Origin of the sequence: Neobacillus niacini, assembly GCF_048572935.1 — a bacterium.
Taxonomy (GTDB): domain Bacteria; phylum Bacillota; class Bacilli; order Bacillales; family Cytobacillaceae; genus Neobacillus; species Neobacillus niacini.
Genome location: NZ_CP183883.1, coordinates 319,754 through 341,494, shown reverse-complemented (window position 1 = coordinate 341,494; position 21,741 = coordinate 319,754). Strand labels below are relative to the sequence as shown.

The window sequence follows — 21,741 nt, the reverse complement described above, 5'->3', positions numbered from 1 at the left end:
TTGCTGCAAGCAGCTACGAAGCAAACCATACAGCAGAAACCAAGAAAATCTAATAACAAACTTCGTTTAAAAAATGGACTGATCGGCTGGTCTTTTATAACAATCGCAACGTTAATGATTGGTTTATTTTATTTCTATCCGATGGCACAGGCACTTATACTTTCTTTTCAATCAGGTGCAGGTTCCAATCTACAATTTGTCGGTTTCGATAATTACATTCGGTTATTTACAGATCCGACATTTATAGCTGCAGTGAAAAACACAGTCACCTATCTCATCATCCAGGTGCCAATCATGATTATTCTGGCATTGCTTATATCGGTTTTGTTAAATGATAAAAAATTGAAACTGAAAGGATTTTTCCGAACAGCGATATTTTTACCATGTATTACATCACTTGTAGCGTATTCCGTCGTATTCAAATATTTATTTGGTTCCGACGGTATCATTAACCAAATGCTCATAAATTTTTCACTCATATCAGAGCCGATACAATGGTTAACGGATCCTTTTTGGGCAAAAGTAACCATTATTATTGCGATCACATGGCGTTGGACAGGCTACAATATGATTTTCTATCTATCTGCTCTTCAAAACGTGGATAACTCTATTTATGAAGCAGCTAAAATTGATGGTGCAAATGCATTTCAACAATTCTTTAAAATTACAATTCCAATGCTGAAGCCAATCATCCTATTTACATCGATTACATCAACCATCGGTACGCTTCAATTGTTTGATGAAGTTATGAATATAACAAAGGGTGGACCAGGAAATGCAACATTAACCATTTCCCAATATATCTATAATCTATCATTCAAATACACTCCTGATTTTGGTTATGCTGCGACAGTTTCCTATGCAATTGTTATCATGATTGTCATCTTTTCTATCATTCAGTTTAAAGTAGCAGGTGATAAAAATGCATAAAATTAAACGAACATTCATTTATAGTATTCTATCAATCTTCGCGATCATTTCTATCTTTCCATTTATCTGGATGATCGTCAGTGCAACAAATAAATCCGTTGATGTTACCAAAGGGAGATTATTACCAGGAACCCATTTGGCGGAAAATTTCCAAAATCTTTTGAATACAGTTGACCTTGTTCCTGCTTTAGTAAATTCAGCAATCATTACTATGGCAACAACTGTTTTATCTCTAATTATCGCATCTCTTGCAGGTTACGGCTTTGAAATATATAGAAGTAAAGCAAAAGATGTTGTATTTACGATTTTGCTAGTTTCGATGATGATTCCTTTTGCTGCGCTAATGATACCGTTATTCCGAATGTTTGGAACTATCTCGCAAATTGCACCTGGGATTGGGATTGATACATTAACATCGGCAATGTTACCAAGCATTACGACGGCTTTTCTGATCTTTTTCTTCAGACAAAATACAAAGATGTTTCCTAGAGAGCTGCTTGAAGCTGGAAGAATCGATGGCTTAACAGAACTTGGTGTTTTCTTCCGTATATTTGTACCTACAATGAAAACAACCTATGCAGCAGCTGCCATTATTACATTTATGGCAAGCTGGAATAACTATTTATGGCCACTCGTTGTGCTGCAGTCTCCTGAAAACCATACGATTCCATTGCTCATATCGAATCTTGGGTCTAGTAGTTCACCTGACTTTGGGATTATTATGACAACCATTGTGATCGCAACTTTGCCAACAGCACTAATCTTCTTCTTGCTCCAAAGACATTTCGTAGCAGGGATGATGGGGTCCGTAAAATAATTTATAGCGTTTGAACGATGAATAGAAAGGAAGAGTAGGAACATGATAAATACTCAAATCAATGAAAATACACAAGTGCGAACTCCTACCATAGATTGGCTTACAGATTTAAATATGTTTGCCGTTAACAGGGTTCCGGCACATTCCGATCATGTGTACTATGAAACAATGGAGGAAGCAAAAAAAGCTTCTACAATGAAAATGCGTCATGATTTGAATGGAAATTGGAAATTTCATTATTCGATTAACCCTGACTCAAGACCAGAGCGCTTTTACGAGCGTGACTTTGACTGCTCGGCTTGGGGGAATATTGTAGTCCCAGGACATATTCAGTTACAAGGATATGGAACTCCACAATATGTGAATACCATCTATCCATGGGATGGGCATAGAGATGTCCAGCCACCGGAAATCCCAACGGATTTTAACCCAGTTGGCAGCTATGTGAAGGTCTTTAATGTACCTGAGAATATGGACAACAAGCCTGTTTATATTTCTTTTCAAGGTGTCGAGTCCGCTTTCTTTGTTTGGTTAAATGGAGAATTCGTTGGTTACAGTGAAGACAGCTTCACACCTGCTGAATTCGATTTAACTCCTTTCTTAACAGAAGGAGAGAATAAACTCGCTGTTGAGGTATTCCAGCGAAGTACTGGCAGTTGGCTTGAAGATCAAGACTTTTGGAGATTTTCTGGTATTTTTAGGGATGTTTATCTCTATACAGTACCTGAAATTCATGCACAAGATATCCACATCCATACCGATCTTGACTCTTCCTATGAGAATGGAGAGCTTAAAGTAGATTTAAGGCTGCTGCCCACCGTTCCCGCAGGGTCTAAAATAGCAGCAGAGCTTTATGATCGTAAAGGGAACACTGTAGCTAAAATAACCAGCGAGCTTACGGGTGAAAATAGTTCAGTATCGATGAAAGTGGAAGCTCCGAAACTTTGGAGTGCGGAAAACCCTTATTTGTATAAACTCTATATCCAAATCTTTAACGCTACAGGTGAGCTTGTAGAGGTCATTCCCCAAAAGGTTGGGTTCCGAAAGTTTGAGCTTGTTGATAAAATCATGCGTCTAAATGGCGAAAGAATTGTGTTCAAAGGTGTAAACCGTCATGAATTCAATTGCCGTAGTGGCCGTGTGATTACAAAAGAAGATATGCTTTGGGATATTAAAACATTGAAACAAAACAATATCAACGCAGTTCGTACTTCTCATTATCCAAATCAAAGTTATTGGTACGAGTTATGTGATGAATATGGTATCTATGTGATTGATGAAATGAATTTAGAAACACATGGTACATGGCAATGGATGGGAGTGGTTGAACCTTCACGGAATATTCCCGGAAACAAACCAGAATGGCAGAATATTGTCTTAGACCGGGCCGTTTCTATGGTCCAAAGAGACAAGAACCATCCATCTATATTAATTTGGTCATGTGGTAATGAGTCATATGCTGGTGAGGTAATCCTAAATGTTTCCCGTTACTTCAAATCTGTTGACCCAAGCCGTCTTGTGCATTATGAGGGTGTATTCCATAATCGTGACTATAACGACACTAGTGATATGGAAAGCCGGATGTATGCGAAGCCGGCAGATATTGAGGAATATTTGAATGATAACCCACAAAAGCCTTATATAAGCTGTGAGTATATGCATGCGATGGGGAATTCTCTTGGAGGCATGGACAAATACACAGCATTTGAAACTAAATATCCGATGTATCAAGGTGGATTTATTTGGGATTATATTGATCAATCGCTCGTAAAGAAGGACCGCTATGGTCAAGAGTTTTTTGCATATGGTGGAGATTTTGGAGACCGTCCTTCAGACTATGGATTCTGTACGAATGGGATTGTCTATTCCAATCGTGAGTTGTCACCAAAAATGCAGGAAGTAAAATATTTATATCAGAATATGAAGCTAAACGTTGATAAATATGGGGTTACCATTTGTAATGAAAGTTTATTTGAAGATACATCTGCCTATGATTTGGAATACATTCTATTCCTTGAGGGCAAAGAATTATATCGGAATCAGGAACAAGTGATGATTTTACCGCAAAGTGAAGGTCGCGTTGAATTTAAATGGCCGGCTGAATTAGTAAATGAAGCTGGAGAATATGTCATCCACACATCAATGAAACTAAAAGAGGAACAGCTTTGGGCTGACGCTGGTTATGAAATTGCCTTTGGTCAATATGTGTTTGAGGATGTCCAAAAAATTGCACAGCTTCCTAGTGGAAATCTAAGAGTTGCCTATGGAACGCAAAACATTGGTGTTCATGGTTCAGATTTTTCAATCATGTTTTGTAGAAAGGCCAAAAGTCTGATTTCAATGAAATATGGCGACAGAGAAATGATTGAAGCCCCGATACTTCCATTATTTTGGCGGGCGACGACTGATAATGATAGAGGTTTTTCTCAAGGGTTTACCTCAGGATGCTGGTATGCAGCCAGTCTGGCACGGCAATCTGTTGGGTTGGATGTAAAAGAGCAAAAAGACAAAGTAGAGGTTACGTTTACCTATAAGTTTTCGATTCATTCAGAAATTGAAGTGAAAAATACTTTTGCAGTATTAGCAGATGGTAGTGTACATGTTAAATCCGTTTACCATGGTGCTGAAAACCTCCCGCAAATGCCGATTTTTGCACTTTCATTCAAGGTTTCTGCGGATTACGACCAATTAGAATGGTACGCAATGGGACCTGAAGAGAATTATTCAGATCGTGCAGCCGGGGCAAGACTTGGCGTGTTTACCAATAAGGTTACTGACAATTTATCCGGATATGTAAAACCTCAAGAGTCTGGCAACCGTACTGGAGTACGCTGGGTAAACCTAACAAACAGTGATGGACATGGAATGAAGATTTCTTCTGCTTCTCGTCCAGTAGAATGTAATTTTTCACCGTATACAGCATTTGAATTAGAAAATGCGGCACATCATTACGAACTTCCTAACGTCCACTATACAGTTGTTACTGTAGCGGGAAAACAAATGGGTGTTGGCGGTGATGATAGCTGGGGAGCGCCAGTTTACCCAGAACATCTAGTGAACGCAAATGAAGACATGGAATTTGAATTCACGATTCAACCAATTAAATAATGTACAAGTAAAGAGCTTGAATGAATCTCAGGCTCTTTACTTGTATTTTTGAAGAGAATCCAGCCTTGGAAGGAGTATATGTATGTATATCTTTGTTAACGAACCATCCAACCAGTTTCATTTAACAAATGGAAAAATTAGTTATATAGTTAATGTCCTTAAAAACGGAGGTCTTGGTCATTTATACTTTGGAAAAGCGATCAGACATCGTCATGATTTCTCTCATCTTCAGAAAAATGATGTTCCTACACCTGCAAGTTGTCATTTTTTTCAGGATGATCCTGCTTTCTCATTAGAAACAACTCGCCAAGAATACCCTGTCTACGGGAAAGGTGACTTCCGTGATGCTGCAATTGAACTTGAAACAAGTGAAGGTAGAATAGGAAATCAATTTACCTACAAAGATTATGAAATTTTAAAAGGAAAACCAAAGCTAGATGGATTGCCTGCTACCTATGCTGATGGAGATGAGTCCACAACCTTAAACATTAGGTTATTGGATGATACAACGGATACGGAACTGCTTTTAACTTATTCCATCTTTCATCATTTTCCTGTTATCACGAGAAGTGTAACGGTAAAAAATGCCGGTTCAGATAATGTGTATTTAAAAAAGATCATGAGCTCTTCAATCGACTTTCCAGATAGTGATTTTTCAATGGTGCACTTATCTGGAACATGGTCTAGAGAAAGACATATAAAAGAACGTAAATTAGTAGAAGGAATTCACTCTATTTCAAGTATACGCGGTGCAAGTTCGCATCATCATAATCCATTTATTGCGTTGAAAAGAAACGATACAACAGAGCATGTGAATGAGGTATACGGGTTTAATTTTATCTATAGTAGTAATTTCATAGCTCAGGTTGAAGTCGACCATTATCAAGTTACAAGAGTGATGATGGGAATTCACCCACACCAGTTTAAGTGGAAGTTAGCACCTGAAGAAAGTTTTCAAGCTCCAGAGGTCGTCATGGTATATTCTGATGAAGGATTAAATGGAATGAGTCAAACCTTTCATGATTTATACCGAAATCAGCTAATTCGCGATCCTTGGAAAACAGATGAGAGACCGATTTTGATCAACAATTGGGAAGCAACCTATTTTGATTTTAACGAAGAAAAACTAGTAAATATAGCTGAAAGTGCGAAGGGACTTGGGATTGAGTTGTTTGTGTTAGATGATGGCTGGTTTGGGAAACGGAATGATGATACTTCTTCACTTGGAGATTGGTTTGAAAATGAAGAAAAATTACCGAATGGTTTAACTTCATTGGCACAAAAGGTAAATAACATGGGGATGAAATTTGGGCTATGGTTTGAACCAGAAATGATCAATCCGAACAGTCATTTATTTCGTGGTCATCCTGAATGGGTTGTAGGCAGGCAGGGAGAGCATCTAACATTTGGACGGAATCAGCTTGTGTTGGATTTCTCCAGAAATGATGTAGTGAAGTATATTTATGAGAAAATGGCAGGAATTATTAGAAATACCCATCTGACCTATATTAAGTGGGATATGAACCGTAATATCACGGATGCTTATTCGGCCGCCTTAGGACATGATCAGCAAGGAGAATTCTATCATCGGTATATCTTAGGTGTGTATTCTCTATATGAAAAATTAACAAATGAGTTTCCTGACGTATTATTTGAATCCTGTGCAGGCGGGGGCGGCAGGTTTGACCCAGGTATGTTTTATTATGCTCCACAAGCGTGGACAAGTGATGACACAGATCCAGTCGAACGGCTAAAAATTCAGTATGGGACTTCACTTGTGTATCCAATATATAGTATGGGTTCACATGTGTCTGCTGCACCAAACCATCAAACAATGCGTTCTACTTCGATTGATACAAGAGCGAATACTGCATACTTTGGTACGTTCGGGTACGAACTTAATCCGCTTGAATTGAGTGTGGAAGAAAGAAGGGTTATTAAGGAGCAGGTCCAGTTCTATAAAACGCAACGAAGGCTTGTACGTGATGGGGATTTTTATCGCCTATTAAGCCCTTTTGAAAACAATGAAACAGCGTGGATGATTGTTTCAAAGGACAAATCAGAAGCCTTAGTTGGCTGGTATAAAGTACTGGCAACTCCTAATCCAACAAAACAACAAGTACTTGGACTGAAAGGATTAGATCCAAACCTCTTATATGAAATAGAAAACACTGGTAAAGAATTTTATGGCGATGAACTCATGTATCACGGTGTAACACTGCCAACTGAATTTAATGGTTCAAATCACCACAAAGCAAAACGTAGAGGAGATTATCAATCAACTATCTATTATTTAAAGGCAAAGGTGGATGTAAATAGGGTGTGAAAAATGGAGTAATCTCTATACTCGGCAGTGTTACAAAAGGGGCCATTTTTTTAACGAAAAAAGCCCAAGTGAATTCTCTTCACTTAGGACTTTTTTCCACCCCACGGGGAATTCTTATTTTATGCCAATTTACGTCTAAACCTTTTTTTAGATGGTGTTCCTTCTATTTGAGCTTCTGCTTGTACTGCCCGTTTGATAAAGAAGGATAGAAGCAGGGCAAAACTAGCAATTAAGGTTGATAAAAAGAAGGTATAATTGATTCCTTCAAGCATGGCTTTCATGGCAATTTCCGCCTGGATTTCAGCTATCCCTTTTTCTGGTACAGTTTTTAAAGCTTCTTTGGATAATTGGGCTGCGTATGATTTCGAATAATTAGACATAGCTGTGACCAAAAGGGCCGTACCGATAGCACCGGATACCTGATTTATTGTGTTGTTCATGGCTGTACCGTGTGGATAGAGACTTACAGGAAGCTGATTTAAACCATTTGTTGAAACAGGCATCATCACCATTGATATGCCTAACATCCTTACAGCATGTAAAATCACCAAGTAATTGTAGGGTGTTGTGAAAGTTAACTTGCTGAAGTAATAGGTTGTAATTGTTGTAATAATTAGGCCGATGATTGCTAACATCCGCCCCCCAAACTTATCAAATAATCTTCCTATAATGGGTGACATAATGGCCATCAACAGCGCTCCTGGAAGCAGCAATAATCCGGTGTCCAACGGCGATATACCTCGTATGGTTTGAACATATATAGGGAGAAGTAAAAAGCCTGAAAACATTGCCATATTAAGTACAATCGTAATCGTTGCAGATAGCGAAAACATAGGGTATTTAAATACCCTAAAATTAAGCATGGGAAAAGCTTGTTTTGTTTGGCGTAAGATAAACCATATAAGGGAGATAACGCCAATTAGCAGCGGCATATACACTAGCGCACTTGTCCAGCCTTTACTGCCGGCGGAACTAAAACCGAATAGGAGCCCTCCAAAACCCATGCTTGATATCAAAAGCGAAAATAAATCAAGTTTAATATCGGTTTTATCCTTTTTGTCCTTAAGTGTAAAAAAGCCAATCAAAATAACGATAATAGCGATAGGCGTGATAAAGTGGAAAAGCATTCTCCAGTGATAGTGTTCAATAATCCACCCTGATAAAGTAGGACCTATTGCTGGAGCGAACATGATAATTAAACCAAAGACACCCATAGCGGCTCCGCGCTTTTCAATCGGAAAGCTTACTAGCATGACATTCATTAGTACCGGCATCATGATGGCTGCTCCGGAAGCTTGAAGAATCCGGCCAATTAATAATATGGAAAAGAAATCAGTACTACCGGCAATGATCGTCCCTATTGCAAATAGTCCCATTGCTGCCAAGAATAATTGACGGACTGAAAATTTTTGAAATAAGAATGCAGTGGTTGGAATTAAAATTCCGTTTACTAGCATAAAGACTGTCGTTAACCATTGAACGGTTGCTGTATCAATATCTAAATCAACCATTATCGATGGCAGTGCGATATTTAATAATGTATTATTTAAAAATGTAATAAATGTGCCGATCATAAGTACAGCAAGAATCCCATACGGTGGACGATGAGTCTTTTTTAGCGATTTATTCATGGTATCTCTCCCTTAGTGTATAAAAGACTCTCAACATTACATAATTAGATGAATCATTCTTTTTGGATTGGCATCCAATACACTCACCATTTTCAAAGTAAGCGTTAACATAGATTACATTCTATTCTAAGCTCCCCAATAATAAAAAACATTCTCTAAAACTGCTTGATTATAACTTATAGTTGACTGTTATTGCTTTCTAATTGTGTTTCTGGGAACAATCTAATAAGAAAAGATAAATGAAGAAGTGCTTGTGAGTAATATAGTTGCGAAGATTCTGTTTAGATTTAAAGCTTAGGAGCATGATTATAAATAAAAAAGATAGGCCGAGAAATCTATGAGATTTCTGGCCTATCTTTTTTATAAAAATATTAATAAACTCTAAAGTACTCGACAACCCCGTCGGCAATAGCCTGGGCTAATTTGTTTTGATAGGAATCTGTCAATAACTTTTGTCTTTCACTAGCGTTATTAATAAAACCAATCTCTGTTAACGTTGCAGGCATAGCGGATTCGCGGAGAACGGAGAAGGTATCTCCATCTGTGCCACGATTGTTTGCACCTGTATATTCAATCAAATTCTGTTGAATAAAGCTTGTAAGAGTCATACTCTTAGCAATTCGATCAGGATTATTATGCCATTGATCATTAATTTTCGAAGGGTAATTTGGGTCATATTCATAGAAGTATGACTCAATACCATTCGCAGAAGTGCTTTCACCTGCTGTAGAATTAGTATGAATACTTATGAAAACATCAGCCTTTAGATCATTTGCCATTTTTGAACGGTCTAGCAATGATACATAGGTACTGTCATTACGAGACATATAAACAGTATAGCCTTGGTTTAGTAAAAGCGTTTGAACTTTTTTCGCTACCGCTAAATTCAAGTTTGCTTCGTTATATCCTCCAGCTACTGCGCCAGGGTCAGAGCCGCCATGTCCCGGATCTAAGAAGATCTTATAAGCACTTTGATTGAACGTAACAGTATTGGCAGGCAGTGTTGTGACGAAACCATTATAACCTGTTTCTCTGATGGTAATCGTATGCTGGCCATCAGGGAATTTGGCGGTGTCAAGAGTAAAATGAAAGCCAGCTTTTCCATTGTTGAATTGAGGATAAACTCTTTGGACATCAGCGCGTGCATCCCCATAATTAGCTTGGCCAATAACTGCCCCGTCCACTAATACTTCTATCTTGGCGACACCGCTGTTATCCAAAAACCAGCCATATACATTGTGATTTCCTCTAAGTGTTGTACCCGGCGGTGGACTATCCAGAACCCCCAAAGCATTTTGAAGGGTTATGGTTCGATCAGACAGGGGAGTAACTGTACCGTTCTTCCCGATTTCTCTGACTGTAAGGGTGTGCTGGCCATCTGCAAATTTGGTTGTATCCAGAGCAAAATGAAAACCTGCTCTTCCGTTGTGGTATTGAGGGTAAAATCTTTCAACATCTGGTCGTGCGTCACCATAGGATGCTTGACCAACAACTACACCATCCATCAATATTTCTATCGCTTCGACTCCAGATTCATCCAAGAACCAGCCATACACGCTTTGAGTCCCATAAAGTGTTGCCCCAGAAACTGGCTTATCCAGAAATCCTAATGCATTTTCAATCGTTACTGTACGGTCGGTCAAAATTGTGTAATTTCCGTTCATACCAGTTTCCTTGATTGTTATGGTATGCTGGCCATCTGGATATTTAGTCGTATCCAGAGCAAAATGATAGCCAGATTTGTCATTATTGAATTCCGGATAGAATTTTTGGACATCAGGTCTAGAATCACCATAGACTGCCTGACCAACTACAGCACCATCAACTAAGACTTCTATTTTTTCGATGCGGCTAGCATCCAAGAACCAACCATAAACGTTTTGCGTTCCATTAATAGTAGAGCCAGCAGACGGCCTATCTAAGAAACCAAAAGCATTATCGATCGTGATGGTACTAGCCGGCAATATCGTAACTTGCCCGTTCATACCAGTTTCTCTGACGGCAACGGTATGCTGTCCATCCGTAAATTTAGTTGTGTCTAGAGCGTAATGATATCCCGAATTCCCATTCTTGTATTGAGGATAAAACTTAAGGACATCCGGCCGCGCATCACCATATGCTGCTTGGCCAACAACAGCTCCGTCAACTAATATTTCTATTGCTGCAACGCCACTGTTATCTAGGAACCACCCATACACGCTTTCTGTTCCATTAACAGTAGAGCCAGCTGCTGGTCTATCTAAAAAACCAAAGGCGTTATCGATCTGTATGGTACTAGACGGCAATGTCGTGACTTGTCCGTTCATACTAGTTTCTCTGATTGTAATGGCATGTTGACCATCCGCAAATTGGGTGGTGTCGAGGTTAAAATGAAAGCCGGCTTCTCCATAGTTATATTGAGGAAAAGCTTTTTGAACATCAGGTCTCGCATCACCATAGACAGCTTGACCAACAACAGCGCCGTCCACTAATACTTCTATTTTTGCAACTCGGTTTTCATCGAGAAACCATCCATAAACGTTTTCCGTCCCTCTTAGTGACGTACCCGTTATCGGCTTATCCATGAATCCAATGGCAGGTGTTTCCGCTGAGGCAAATAGTGGAACTTTTAGACTCAAAAACATTACTATGAAAGCCATGAAAACTACTGCAAATACTTTATTAAATTTCATTTCTACTCCTTTCTTAGCTATTAATAGGTCTATTCTATAATACTATTAATCTAATGATTAAAAAACATATATTTACATTTAATGACTAATTTCTGTTCATTAACTTGCTTCATTTGTCGAAATATGTTTAAGTTTAGTAGTAATTTGAAGTGTTATAAGGGGATTAAAATGATTCATACTTATTTAGGGCAAACAATTCGTTTTAAGATAAGGTATAAAAAGCGTACTTCAATTAGCATTTCAATAGATCTGTATGGAAATGTTGAAGTACAGGCTCCTAAAGGAATTTCTGATGAACACCTGATACAGGCTTTAGAAGAAAAATGGGAATGGATCCAGCAGAAACGAAAAGAAATGAAGGATAGAACCAACGGACCAACGGTAAAAACCTATGACCATGGTGAGAGCTTTCTTTATTTAGGAAAAGAATATCCCATTCGGATTTCACATGATATCGATATCCAGCAAGACTATGTTGTGTTTAAAGAAGAAGAGCTACATATATTTGTGAAACAACTTGAGGATGAAAAAGTTAGACAAGCATTAAAGCGGTTTTACTATCAGCAGTGTAAGATGTTAGTCGAAAAGAGTATAAAATGCTATCAAAGCAACTTTAAATCAAAGCCGCGGTCAATCAAGATTACAGATAATAAGACCAACTGGGGAACGTGTGATTCAAAGCATCAGTTGACGTTTAATTGGCGGCTTGCGATGGCGCCGCAGAGTGTGATTGACTATGTAGTCGTCCACGAAATGTGCCATATGGTTCACCTGAATCATGATCGGTCCTTTTGGAGGCTTGTTGGGAAAATAATACCCGATTATGAACAGCAAGAGAACTGGTTAGCGTTATCCAGTTGGAGAATGACTGTTTAACAATTGGAACGGATATACTTGTGCTATGGAAATAGCCATCTTATTGGAGGTTTATAAATGGAGAATAATGATATATTAATTCGTTTACGTTATGCGCTAGATATAAAAGATACAGATATGGCAGAAATTTTTAAATTTGGCGGGGTTGAAGTAACAAAAGAAGAAGTGCTAAAGATCCTTACAAAACCAAAGGACAGTTACGGCGAAGAAGATTATTATGATGATATTGTCGAAGATGAGGATCATATTAAATGCACAAATAGTATGTTAGAGTCATTCTTAAATGGCTTTATTACGTTTAAACGAGGTAAGCAAGAACCAAAGCCTGGACAATCTGATACACCATTACCCCCAAAGAGCAAGGAAAGCATTAATAACCAGCTGTTAAAGAAGGTAAAGATAGCACTGTCGTTAACGTCTGAAGATATGCTTGATATATTTGATAAAGCGGGCATAACCGTAACAAAAGGTGAATTAAGCGCCATGCTTAGAAAAGAAGGTCATAAGAATTATAAGCAGTGCCTTGATAAATACGCTAGGAATTTTTTAAAAGGATTAGCACTTAAATATAGAGGATAAGACCATGATTAGAAGGGCGCTATATATCATAGCGCTTTTTTTGGCAATTTATTTCGACATTCATTTTAACTTTTTTAGTATCTAAAAGCATTATTTGAAAGGGTTTTAACCCACACTAATCAATCGTTTGAATAACACTTTTAGTGTCTAAGTCTGTCATTGATTGTAGTACCTTACTTATTTTGGGTGCCATTGTAGATGTTTAGCGAAAATTAAACCTTACCCTCGACAAAAAATTTCCCTGAAAATAACTCGATATTCGTTTTTAAAAAGGGGTTTGTACCATTTTAATCAATCGTTTGATTACTAGAAATATTGTCAGTAGTTGTCGTCTTAACCATAATTGGTAAGTGACTTTTTTGTATTTGCACTAAAAAAACTTTACAATGTCAAATATATTTTTAAAAGCGAGGAGCAGGAAAATGAAAGCACTTATCTTTGAAAAATTCGGTGGGCCCGAGGTATTGCAATATAAAGATATTTCAAACCCTGTTATTAAAGAAAATGAAATATTGGTTCGGATGAGAGCGATAGGGTTAAATTACGCAGATATATACCGACGGAAAGGGAACTATCATCTAGTCGGTACACCCCCTTATATATTGGGGTATGAGGGTGCAGGGATTGTGGAAGAAGTCGGAAACAGCATTACAGATATAAAAGTTGGAGATCGAATTGCTTTTGCAGATGTACCATTAGCTAATGCTGAGTTGGTTGCAGTTCCCTTTGAAAAGGCAATTCCGTTACCAGATAATATTTCCTTCGATACAGCCGCAACTGTCTTACTTCAGGGTTTAACTGCACATTACTTAACAAAAGATAGTTATAAAATTAAGCCTGGAGACTCAGTCCTTATTCATGCAGCGGCTGGCGGGGTTGGTCAAATTCTTATTCAAATTGCAAAATTAGTAGGAGCACAAGTAATCGGGCTTACTTCTTCATTTGAAAAGACTAAAGCTGCTTACTCAGCTGGAGCTGACCAGGTTTTTTTATACAAAGATGATTGGGTTGAGGAAGTAAAGAAAGAGACAAATGGAGTAGACGTAGTATATGAATCGGTCGGCTCTACATTAGAAGAAAGCTTTGAAGTTACTAAAGTTGGAGGTACTGTTGTTTTTTATGGCATGGCAGGGGGAGACCCCGCACCTGTTGATCCTAGGATGCTCATGGATACCTCAAAAACACTAACTGGCGGGGATCTTTGGAATGTTCTTACAACTTTAGAAGAAAGAAAATCACGGTCAAAACAGTTATTTGATTGGATTGGGGAAGGGAAAATTAACGTTCAGGAACCAGCTGTTTTTTCTTTAAACGATGGATCTAAAGCACATACGTTACTGGAGAGCCGAAAAAGTACAGGTAAAATATTATTAAGACCTTAAACTTATAAAAAGCCCTACAAGATAGGATATCTTGTAGGGCTTCGTGAATTAATTTTCTTGAATTTCTTTGCGATTCTTCTTAAACATCTTAGATAATACCTCATAAACGATTGGGACAACAATCAGTGTTAGTAACGTTGAACTCGCTAAACCGCCGATTACAGTAATACCAAGACCTTTTGAGATTAAACCGCCACCGCCTTGGCCGATTGCTAATGGAATTAGCGCACCGATTGTGGCAATAGCAGTCATTAGGATTGGACGCAGACGAGTTGCGCCAGCTTCGAGTACTGCTTCACGCATCGTCATTCCATCACGTTCCATATGAATAATCCGGTCAACCAGTACAATGGCATTCGTAACAACGATACCAATTAACATTAATAATCCCATCATAACAGAGACTGATATGGTTTCATCTGCGATTAATAGACCAACAAAAGAGCCAATTACGGCAAATGGTAATGAGAATAGGATGGCAAACGGTGCGACACCTTCACGGAAGGTTACAACTAAGATAAAGTACACAATCGCAATTGCTGCAAGCATAGCCATGCCAAGCTGTGTAAATGTCTCTGTCATATCTGCCTGGACACCGGCGACACCGATTGTAACACCTTTAGGTAAATCTAATTTGTCAATTTCTTTATCAACTGCAGCTGTAGCTTTTGAAATATCCTCATCGAGGATGGTTCCGGAAACAGTTGCATAGTATTCGCCTTTGCTGCGTGCAAGTGTATTTAATGTTGTACCTTTTTCAACTGTTACCAGTTCAGAAAGAGGCATTGTTGTACCAAGTGCTGTTGGGACTTGTGTAGCTAAGATATCATCAATTGATTTTGGCTGTGCAGCTTGTTCCTGCTGAACGATTACGTCTAATTCGTTACCGTCCTTTTCAACCGTTGTTAATACATCTTGCGCCTTATTTGGATTTAACATCATTACAATTTGACCTGTTGTTAAACCATACTGCAGTAATTCATCTTGTTCCACTTTAAATGTATATTCAACGTATGCTTCCTCAGCACTTGAAGAAACATCTTCTAATCGATCATTTTTGCTCAGAACGTCTTCTACCATTTTTACAGCTTCATTTAGTTTATCTAAATCTTCACTATAGAACGTGTAGCTGACTTCATTGGTTGCCATCGACATAGAAGTGAAGTTTTGGCTCTTCCATTCTCCCGATTGTCCAATGTTAAACACATAATCTTCAATTTCTTCACGAACTTCAGGGAAGTTTTCCATATCTGGGTCAAAAATTAGGTACATTAACGCACCATCTCCGCCGCCGCCCATCATGGCAGCCATCGGATCGCCGCTTTCTGTTACGGAAATCTGAACAATATCGATATCATCACGTTTTAACATTTCTTCTTCTACGGCTGCCACGTTTGCTAATGTTTCATCCTCTAACTCGCCCGCTTTTGGTGTGTATGTTAGGTACATAACCTTTTCTTCTTCACTGCCCATAAAGCTGAATCCGATTAATGGAGTTAACGCCAAACTTCCTGCTAATAACACAACAGCGATAATGGAGGTAATCACTTTATGGTTAAGTGTCCATCCAAGGATTCCTTTGTACCAGTTCGCCAATTTACCAACTTCTTTATGGCTGCTTTCTGTTTTCTCACCATATAATTTTTTCTTGAATAAGAAGTGAGACAACGCAGGAACGATGGTAATCGCAACAACTAACGAAGCGCCAAGGGCAAATGTCATAGTAAGTGCGAATGGCGTGAATAATTCACCGACCATACCGCCAACAAAAATAAGTGGTGCAAAGACTGCAACAGTTACTAATGTTGAGGACAGGATTGGTTTGAACATTTCAATCGTCGCTTCGCGTACAAGTGCACGACCTGATAATTTTTCTTCTTTCAAATGAAGACGTCGATAAATATTTTCAACAACGACGATCGAGTCATCGATGACACGACCGATTGCTACCGTAACGGCACCAAGTGTCATGATATTTAGGGTTATTTCCATCCAGTTGAGCAAAAGGAATGCCATGAAAATGGAAACCGGAATAGAAACAATTGAAATAATCGTTGATTTAAAATCACGCAGGAATAAAAGGATAATTAATACCGCAATTAAACCACCAAACAATGCCTTTTCAACCATCGTTGAAACCGACTTTTCAATTGGTGCACCTTGGTCTAGTGATACATCAATGACCAGACCCTCAATTTTCGCCTTTTCTTCCTTAACTAGATCCTTCACACTGTTTACGACATCTACAGTGTTTGCTTCTTGACCTTTAACAATTTGGATGGCAATGGCATTTTCACCATTTGTACGTGATATCGATTGTACTTTACCAACTACTTCAATTTCAGCGATGTCGCTAAGCTTTACAAATGGAGAAGGCTGCGTCGCTGATGGTGTTACAGGAATTAGCATTTCTTTTAATTCATCCGCGGTCATGAACTTGCCATCAATAGCTACAGCCTGTTCGCCTTCTTCAAATTCATAAAGACCCAATGAGACCGCTAAGTCACTCGCTTGAATCATTTGTTTAACAGTATCTTCTTTTAAACCATATTCAGCCATTTTTGCATCGTTATACGTAAGCTGAACTTCTTCTATATGTTGACCTGTAATGGTGGCAGAGGCAACACCATCGATTTTCTCGATTTTTGGAAGTATAATATCCTCAACGGTCGACGTTAATTCAACGATATTCTCTGTTGTGCTGCTTACACTAAGTGCCATAACAGGCATCATGTTCATACTAATTGCTGTAATAATAGGCTCTTGTGCATTTTCTGGCAGCTTCACGGACTCTAACGCAGATTTTAATGCACGATTTGCCTCGTCCATATCTTCACCATATTCATATTCCACTTGAATACTTGCCATATTAGCATTTGAATTGGAATAGACAGATTTTACACCCTTAAGGTTTTCTATCACTTTCTCTAAAGGCTTTGATACATCTTCCATGACTTGCTCTGGAGTTGCCCCAGGATATACATCCATTACCATTAAGTATGGAATTGAAATATCAGGGATTGTCTCCATATTCATTTTTGTACCTGAATAAATACCAGATACCGTAATAATAATGGTAAGTAACCATACTGCTAGTTTATTTCCTAGTACAAAGTTGACTAACCCTTTCACACTTACACCTACCCTTAATTGACTTATCTAACCCATTTACTTATAATACTGACTAACCGGTCATCTGTCAATGATTGAACCTAGGAGTGAAGACTAAACGATGAAAAAACAATTGATAATGGAAAAGGCAATAGAACTCTTTGCTAAACAGGGTTTTGAGGCAACGTCTGTCCAGCAAATCACAGAACATTGCGGCATCTCCAAAGGTGCTTTTTATCTATCTTTTAAGTCAAAAGATGAATTGATTATCGAGATAATCGATCACTTTATGATTCAATTCACCTCTGAAATTGACTATATAGTCAGAAGTGCAAAAGATAAGGAAAATCTTCTATATAAATTTTATTACGCAATATTCAACTCATTTCAAAAGCATTCTGATTTTGGGAAAATATTAATTAAGGAACAATCACGTTCTTTTAATGAGGACTTCATTGTAAAAATGCGTTACTACGATAGATTAATGGATAAAACGATTCTTTCGATGGTAGAGCGTTTATATGGAGGTCAGGAAGTCGAAGAGATAAAATATGATTTAGTATTTTGTACCAAAGGATTTATAAGTATGTATTCTCATCTATTTTTGTTTTATAACGTACCATTAGATTTGGACTTGTTGTCAACGTCATTGGTGGAAAAAACAAATCTGCTTGCCAGAAACTCAACCGTTCCCTTTATTTCAAAAGGACTTATCAAGATTCTTGAAGAGCCGCCAATAGAGGATTTAACGAAGGAACAGATTATCTCGCTAATCAATCAAGAAATGGAAGATATGGAAGAGTCAGTAGAAAAGGAATCGTTAATGCTGTTAAAACAGCAGCTGCATGAACAAACATTTGGACGGGCGATTATTAAGGGATTACTAGAAAATATTCGAAACCATCCTCAAACCAAGTGGATTTCTTATTTACTGGGTAGTTATTTTAATATGTAAGTAAAAGGTGGGCTAACGGTGTTGATTTTAACAGATGCAGCAAAAACAGAAATACAAAAACGGTTGGAATTATCAGAATCTGCTAAGTTTATTCGATTACAAATGCGAAAAAGCTGTTTTATGAAGGTAAAATTAACTTTAGAAGGAACGATGGAAGCTAATGATAGTGAAATAGTATTGGATGACCTGCATTTCATTATTGATAAAGGGGAATGTCATTATTTTCGTAATAAGAAACTGGATTTTATACCAGATCAAACTGGGTTTAAACAATTTGAGATTATTTAATCATTATAAACAGAAAGAGTTCATTCTACAGGATGAGCTCTTTTTTATTTATCAATGTAATTCAATATTTTAGAATAATGGATTTAAAGTTATTGACATACTATTAATTGCGGTTTAGTATAAATTTATCGATTAGTAAATTTACGAACGCCATTCGACAATGACGAACGAGAGAAGGTTGATGATGTCTGAACGTTTAATTCAATCGATTGAAAGGGCTGCTGATGTCCTTGAAGTGTTTTTGACCACAAGTCCAGAGCTAAGTGTTAAAGAGATAAGTGAGAAGCTTCAATTATCCAAAAGCACGGTTCATGGAATTATTAAAACCTTGGAACATAGAGGGTATCTCGAGCAGAATTCAGAGGATTTGAAGTATAAGCTGGGGATGAAACTCTTCATATTAGGTAACTTTGTTGGAAAACATCTAGACATTGGGAATATTGCAAGACCGATTATTAGAGAGTTAGCCGATGAAGTAAATGAAACCGTTCACTTAGTTACCTTACAGCGTGATGAAGTCATTTATATTGAAAAGGTAGAAGGCCCAAGAGCTCTAACAATCTATTCTCATACAGGAAAAAGAGCGCCCGTTCATTGTACTGGCGTGGGGAAGGCAATACTTGCTCATTTAAGTGAGGAAGAAGCGGATCGATTATTATCTGCATCAAGTTTAGAAGCATTTACAGAGTATACGATGACAGATGTTAATCAAATTAAAAAACATTTAGTTACTGTTCGCGAGACTGGGTATGCGGTCGATGATGAAGAAATCGAGTTGGGACTTAAATGTATTGCCGCACCGATATTTAATCATAAAGGAAATGTAATCGCTTCAATTAGTTGTGCTGCACCCAAAATGAGACTTGATGAGGAGAAGCTTCCGAGAGTAATAACGGGGATAAAGGAAGCGGCAAAGGAAATATCAAGATCATTAGGTTATAGAGGTAATGTTTATTAAAGTTTGTTCCAAAAAACATCGAAGTTTAAGATGGCGCCTTATTAAAAAGCAGCTAGAGTAAGGAAAATATAAAAAAGTAATATTCAAGGAGGAGAATTATTTTGTCAAAAGTAAAAGTTGCCGTTCTTGGCTCAGGGAACATTGGTACAGATTTAATGATCAAACTTGGTCGTTCTGAATTACTAGAATTAACAGCTGTAATTGGGATTGACCCGCAATCAGACGGATTACGCCGTGCAAGAGAAATGGGTTATGCAGGGGTAGACACTGGAATTGATGGTTTTCTTGCAAATCCTGAATTGAAAGCAGATATCGTATTTGATGCGACTTCTGCAAAGGCACATCTTTATAATGCGAAAGTGTTAAAAGAAGCAGGTATTAAAGTAATCGATATGACTCCTGCAGCGGTAGGACCATATGTATGTGCTGCGGTTAATATTGACGAGCATTTAGAGAAGGATAATATCAATTTAATTACGTGTGGCGGACAGGCGACTATTCCGATGGTTCACGCTGTAAATCGTGTAAGCCCTGTAGAATATGCTGAAATCGTTGCTACCATTTCCAGTAAAAGTGCTGGTCCTGGAACTCGTGCGAATATCGATGAATTCACTGAAACCACTTCTCGTGCAATTGAAGTAGTTGGCGGAGCGAAAAAAGGGAAGGCAATTATGATTTTAAACCCTGCTGAACCTCCAATCATGATGCGTGATACGGTTTATACCCTTGTAGAAGAGGGGAAAATGGACGAGGAAGGTATTAGAAAGTCGATTGCTGAAATGACAGAAGTCGTTCAATCTTATGTGCCAGGCTATCAGCTTCGTACGGAGCCTATTTTCGAGGGTAATAAAGTAACCATCTTTATTCAAGTAGAAGGTGCTGGGGATTACCTGCCAAAATATTCAGGAAATCTTGATATTATGACAGCTGCGGGTGTGAAAATCGCGGAAGAGTTTGCTAAAAATCTATTAAAGAAAGAAACCGTTTAAGCGGTAGAAAGGAGAAATTAAAATGACAAACGAAAGAGATATTCTGATCACTGAGGTTGCATTACGAGATGGAAGTCATGCAGTTTCTCACCAATTTACAGTAGAGCAAGTATTAAAAGTTGCGAAAGCATTGAATGATGCAAATGTTCCGTATATCGAAGTATCACATGGAGATGGTTTAGCAGGATCATCCTTACAATATGGCCTTTCACGTACAAATGAACTGGAATTAATCGAAGCAGCCGTTTCCGTTGCAGATAAGTCTAAAATTGCAGTCCTTTTATTACCAGGTATCGGTACGTTGCATGAATTGAAAGAAGCAGCCAATTTAGGTGCAAAAATGGCGCGTATTGCAACACATGTTACGGAAGCAGATGTGGCTCCACAGCATATTGCTTATGCAAAAGAATTAGGTATGGAAACCGTTGGATTCTTAATGATGAACCATATGGCTCCTGTCGATAAATTAGTAGAACAAGCAAAGTTAATGGAAAGCTATGGAGCAGATACTGTTTATGTGGTTGATTCTGCGGGTTACCTGCTGCCAGGTCAAGTGCGGGAACGAATTTCTGCACTTAAACAATCAGTAGGTATTAACATTGGTTTCCACGGTCATAACAATTTATCATTAGCCATGGCAAATACGCTTGTAGCGATTGAAGAAGGTGCTACTCGTATCGATGGCAGTGTTCGCTGCTTAGGAGCAGGTGCCGGAAATACACAAACAGAAGTACTTATTGCAGTTTGTGAACGAATGGGAATTAAAACTGGTGTAGATTTATATAAAATGATGGATTTAGCTGAAGACATCATTGCTCCACTTTTACCAGTACCACAAGAAATAACAAAAGATAGTTTAACCCTTGGTTATGCTGGTGTTTACTCAAGCTTTGCCTTGCACTCAAAACGTGCTGCAGAAAGATACGGTGTAGATTCACGTGATATTTTAATAGAATTAGGAAAGCGAAAAGTGGTTGGCGGTCAAGAGGATATGATCGTTGAAGTGGCTGCTGAAATCGCCAAAAACAAGAATCGCTAATAAATAAAGATAGATTAGCAGGTTAGCCGAGGAACAAACACAATGAAATGTGAAGTGAAGTGAGAACTTTCTTTCTTGCT

15 protein-coding genes are annotated in these 21,741 nt (G+C 38.2%); 12 read left to right on the top strand and 3 right to left on the bottom strand.

The window, feature by feature from the left end; all coding sequences use genetic code 11:
* From ACN6MT_RS01595 to ACN6MT_RS01580, 4 genes are all read left to right on the top strand, one after another.
* On the top strand, positions 1–930 hold the full coding sequence (locus tag ACN6MT_RS01595) for a carbohydrate ABC transporter permease (RefSeq protein ID WP_419954550.1): 930 nt from the start codon (positions 1–3) through the stop codon (positions 928–930).
* On the top strand, positions 923–1,747 hold the full coding sequence (locus tag ACN6MT_RS01590) for a carbohydrate ABC transporter permease (RefSeq protein WP_419954549.1): 825 nt from the start codon (positions 923–925) through the stop codon (positions 1,745–1,747). Before ACN6MT_RS01595 ends, ACN6MT_RS01590 begins: the two co-directional genes overlap by 8 nt.
* A gap of 42 nt (positions 1,748–1,789) precedes the next feature.
* The gene (locus ACN6MT_RS01585) at positions 1,790–4,855 is read left to right on the top strand and encodes a glycoside hydrolase family 2 TIM barrel-domain containing protein (RefSeq protein ID WP_419954548.1); all 3,066 of its coding nucleotides are present in this window, start codon (positions 1,790–1,792) and stop codon (positions 4,853–4,855) included.
* An 82-nt stretch (positions 4,856–4,937) separates the two neighbouring features.
* Positions 4,938–7,181 carry an alpha-galactosidase gene (locus tag ACN6MT_RS01580; RefSeq protein WP_419954547.1) on the top strand — a complete coding sequence of 748 codons (2,244 nt, stop codon included), beginning with the start codon at positions 4,938–4,940 and terminating at the stop codon, positions 7,179–7,181.
* Positions 7,182–7,300: 119 nt separating this feature from the next.
* On the opposite strand, the gene ACN6MT_RS01575 is transcribed toward ACN6MT_RS01580, so the two are convergent.
* Both ACN6MT_RS01575 and ACN6MT_RS01570 read right to left on the bottom strand, forming a co-directional pair.
* On the bottom strand, positions 7,301–8,812 hold the full coding sequence (locus ACN6MT_RS01575; protein WP_419954546.1) for a DHA2 family efflux MFS transporter permease subunit: 1,512 nt from the start codon (positions 8,810–8,812) through the stop codon (positions 7,301–7,303).
* A gap of 371 nt (positions 8,813–9,183) precedes the next feature.
* Positions 9,184–11,484: an N-acetylmuramoyl-L-alanine amidase gene (locus ACN6MT_RS01570; RefSeq protein ID WP_419954545.1), complete on the bottom strand. Its 2,301-nt coding sequence runs from the start codon at positions 11,482–11,484 to the stop codon at positions 9,184–9,186.
* 168 nt (positions 11,485–11,652) lie between these two features.
* On the opposite strand from ACN6MT_RS01570, the gene ACN6MT_RS01565 reads away from it, so the two are divergent.
* The 3 genes from ACN6MT_RS01565 to ACN6MT_RS01555 all read left to right on the top strand — a co-directional run bounded on the left by ACN6MT_RS01565 (position 11,653) and on the right by ACN6MT_RS01555 (position 14,321).
* Positions 11,653–12,360: a M48 family metallopeptidase gene (locus tag ACN6MT_RS01565; protein ID WP_419954544.1), complete on the top strand. Its 708-nt coding sequence runs from the start codon at positions 11,653–11,655 to the stop codon at positions 12,358–12,360.
* Between the two features lie 57 nt (positions 12,361–12,417).
* On the top strand, positions 12,418–12,939 hold the full coding sequence (locus ACN6MT_RS01560; RefSeq protein WP_419954543.1) for a DUF1456 family protein: 522 nt from the start codon (positions 12,418–12,420) through the stop codon (positions 12,937–12,939).
* Positions 12,940–13,361: 422 nt separating this feature from the next.
* The gene (locus ACN6MT_RS01555; protein ID WP_419954542.1) at positions 13,362–14,321 is read left to right on the top strand and encodes a quinone oxidoreductase family protein; all 960 of its coding nucleotides are present in this window, start codon (positions 13,362–13,364) and stop codon (positions 14,319–14,321) included.
* 48 nt (positions 14,322–14,369) lie between these two features.
* Here ACN6MT_RS01555 and ACN6MT_RS01550 read toward each other — a convergent pair whose 3' ends face one another.
* Positions 14,370–17,453 carry an efflux RND transporter permease subunit gene (locus ACN6MT_RS01550; protein ID WP_419954541.1) on the bottom strand — a complete coding sequence of 1,028 codons (3,084 nt, stop codon included), beginning with the start codon at positions 17,451–17,453 and terminating at the stop codon, positions 14,370–14,372.
* 100 nt (positions 17,454–17,553) lie between these two features.
* Here ACN6MT_RS01550 and ACN6MT_RS01545 point away from each other — a divergent pair, with 100 nt between their 5' ends.
* The 5 genes from ACN6MT_RS01545 to dmpG all read left to right on the top strand — a co-directional run bounded on the left by ACN6MT_RS01545 (position 17,554) and on the right by dmpG (position 21,661).
* Positions 17,554–18,387, top strand: coding sequence for a TetR/AcrR family transcriptional regulator (locus ACN6MT_RS01545; RefSeq protein ID WP_419954540.1), 834 nt, complete (start codon positions 17,554–17,556; stop codon positions 18,385–18,387).
* 18 nt (positions 18,388–18,405) lie between these two features.
* Positions 18,406–18,675 (top strand): iron-sulfur cluster biosynthesis, encoded by a 270-nt coding sequence (locus ACN6MT_RS01540; protein WP_419954539.1) that lies wholly within the window; start codon positions 18,406–18,408, stop codon positions 18,673–18,675.
* A gap of 181 nt (positions 18,676–18,856) precedes the next feature.
* A complete protein-coding gene (locus tag ACN6MT_RS01535) occupies positions 18,857–19,633 on the top strand; it encodes an IclR family transcriptional regulator (protein WP_419954538.1) in 777 nt (258 codons plus the stop codon).
* Between the two features lie 101 nt (positions 19,634–19,734).
* Complete coding sequence (locus ACN6MT_RS01530) at positions 19,735–20,622, top strand: acetaldehyde dehydrogenase (acetylating) (RefSeq protein WP_419954537.1); 888 nt, start codon at positions 19,735–19,737, stop codon at positions 20,620–20,622.
* A 22-nt stretch (positions 20,623–20,644) separates the two neighbouring features.
* Positions 20,645–21,661 (top strand): 4-hydroxy-2-oxovalerate aldolase, encoded by a 1,017-nt coding sequence (dmpG, locus tag ACN6MT_RS01525; protein ID WP_063253605.1) that lies wholly within the window; start codon positions 20,645–20,647, stop codon positions 21,659–21,661.
* The last annotated feature ends 80 nt before the right edge of the window (positions 21,662–21,741 follow it).

Bases quoted from the DNA above. Each gene is read 5' to 3' on its own strand.
- ACN6MT_RS01590 (WP_419954549.1), top strand. From the start codon at position 923: ATGCATAAAATTAAACGAACATTCATTTATAGTATTCTATCAATCTTC.
- ACN6MT_RS01585 (WP_419954548.1), top strand. From the start codon at position 1,790: ATGATAAATACTCAAATCAATGAAAATACACAAGTGCGAACTCCTACC.
- ACN6MT_RS01580 (WP_419954547.1), top strand. From the start codon at position 4,938: ATGTATATCTTTGTTAACGAACCATCCAACCAGTTTCATTTAACAAAT.
- ACN6MT_RS01575 (WP_419954546.1), bottom strand. From the start codon at position 8,812: ATGAATAAATCGCTAAAAAAGACTCATCGTCCACCGTATGGGATTCTT.
- ACN6MT_RS01570 (WP_419954545.1), bottom strand. From the start codon at position 11,484: ATGAAATTTAATAAAGTATTTGCAGTAGTTTTCATGGCTTTCATAGTA.
- ACN6MT_RS01565 (WP_419954544.1), top strand. From the start codon at position 11,653: ATGATTCATACTTATTTAGGGCAAACAATTCGTTTTAAGATAAGGTAT.
- ACN6MT_RS01560 (WP_419954543.1), top strand. From the start codon at position 12,418: ATGGAGAATAATGATATATTAATTCGTTTACGTTATGCGCTAGATATA.
- ACN6MT_RS01555 (WP_419954542.1), top strand. From the start codon at position 13,362: ATGAAAGCACTTATCTTTGAAAAATTCGGTGGGCCCGAGGTATTGCAA.
- ACN6MT_RS01545 (WP_419954540.1), top strand. From the start codon at position 17,554: ATGAAAAAACAATTGATAATGGAAAAGGCAATAGAACTCTTTGCTAAA.
- ACN6MT_RS01535 (WP_419954538.1), top strand. From the start codon at position 18,857: ATGATGTCTGAACGTTTAATTCAATCGATTGAAAGGGCTGCTGATGTC.
- dmpG (WP_063253605.1), top strand. From the start codon at position 20,645: ATGACAAACGAAAGAGATATTCTGATCACTGAGGTTGCATTACGAGAT.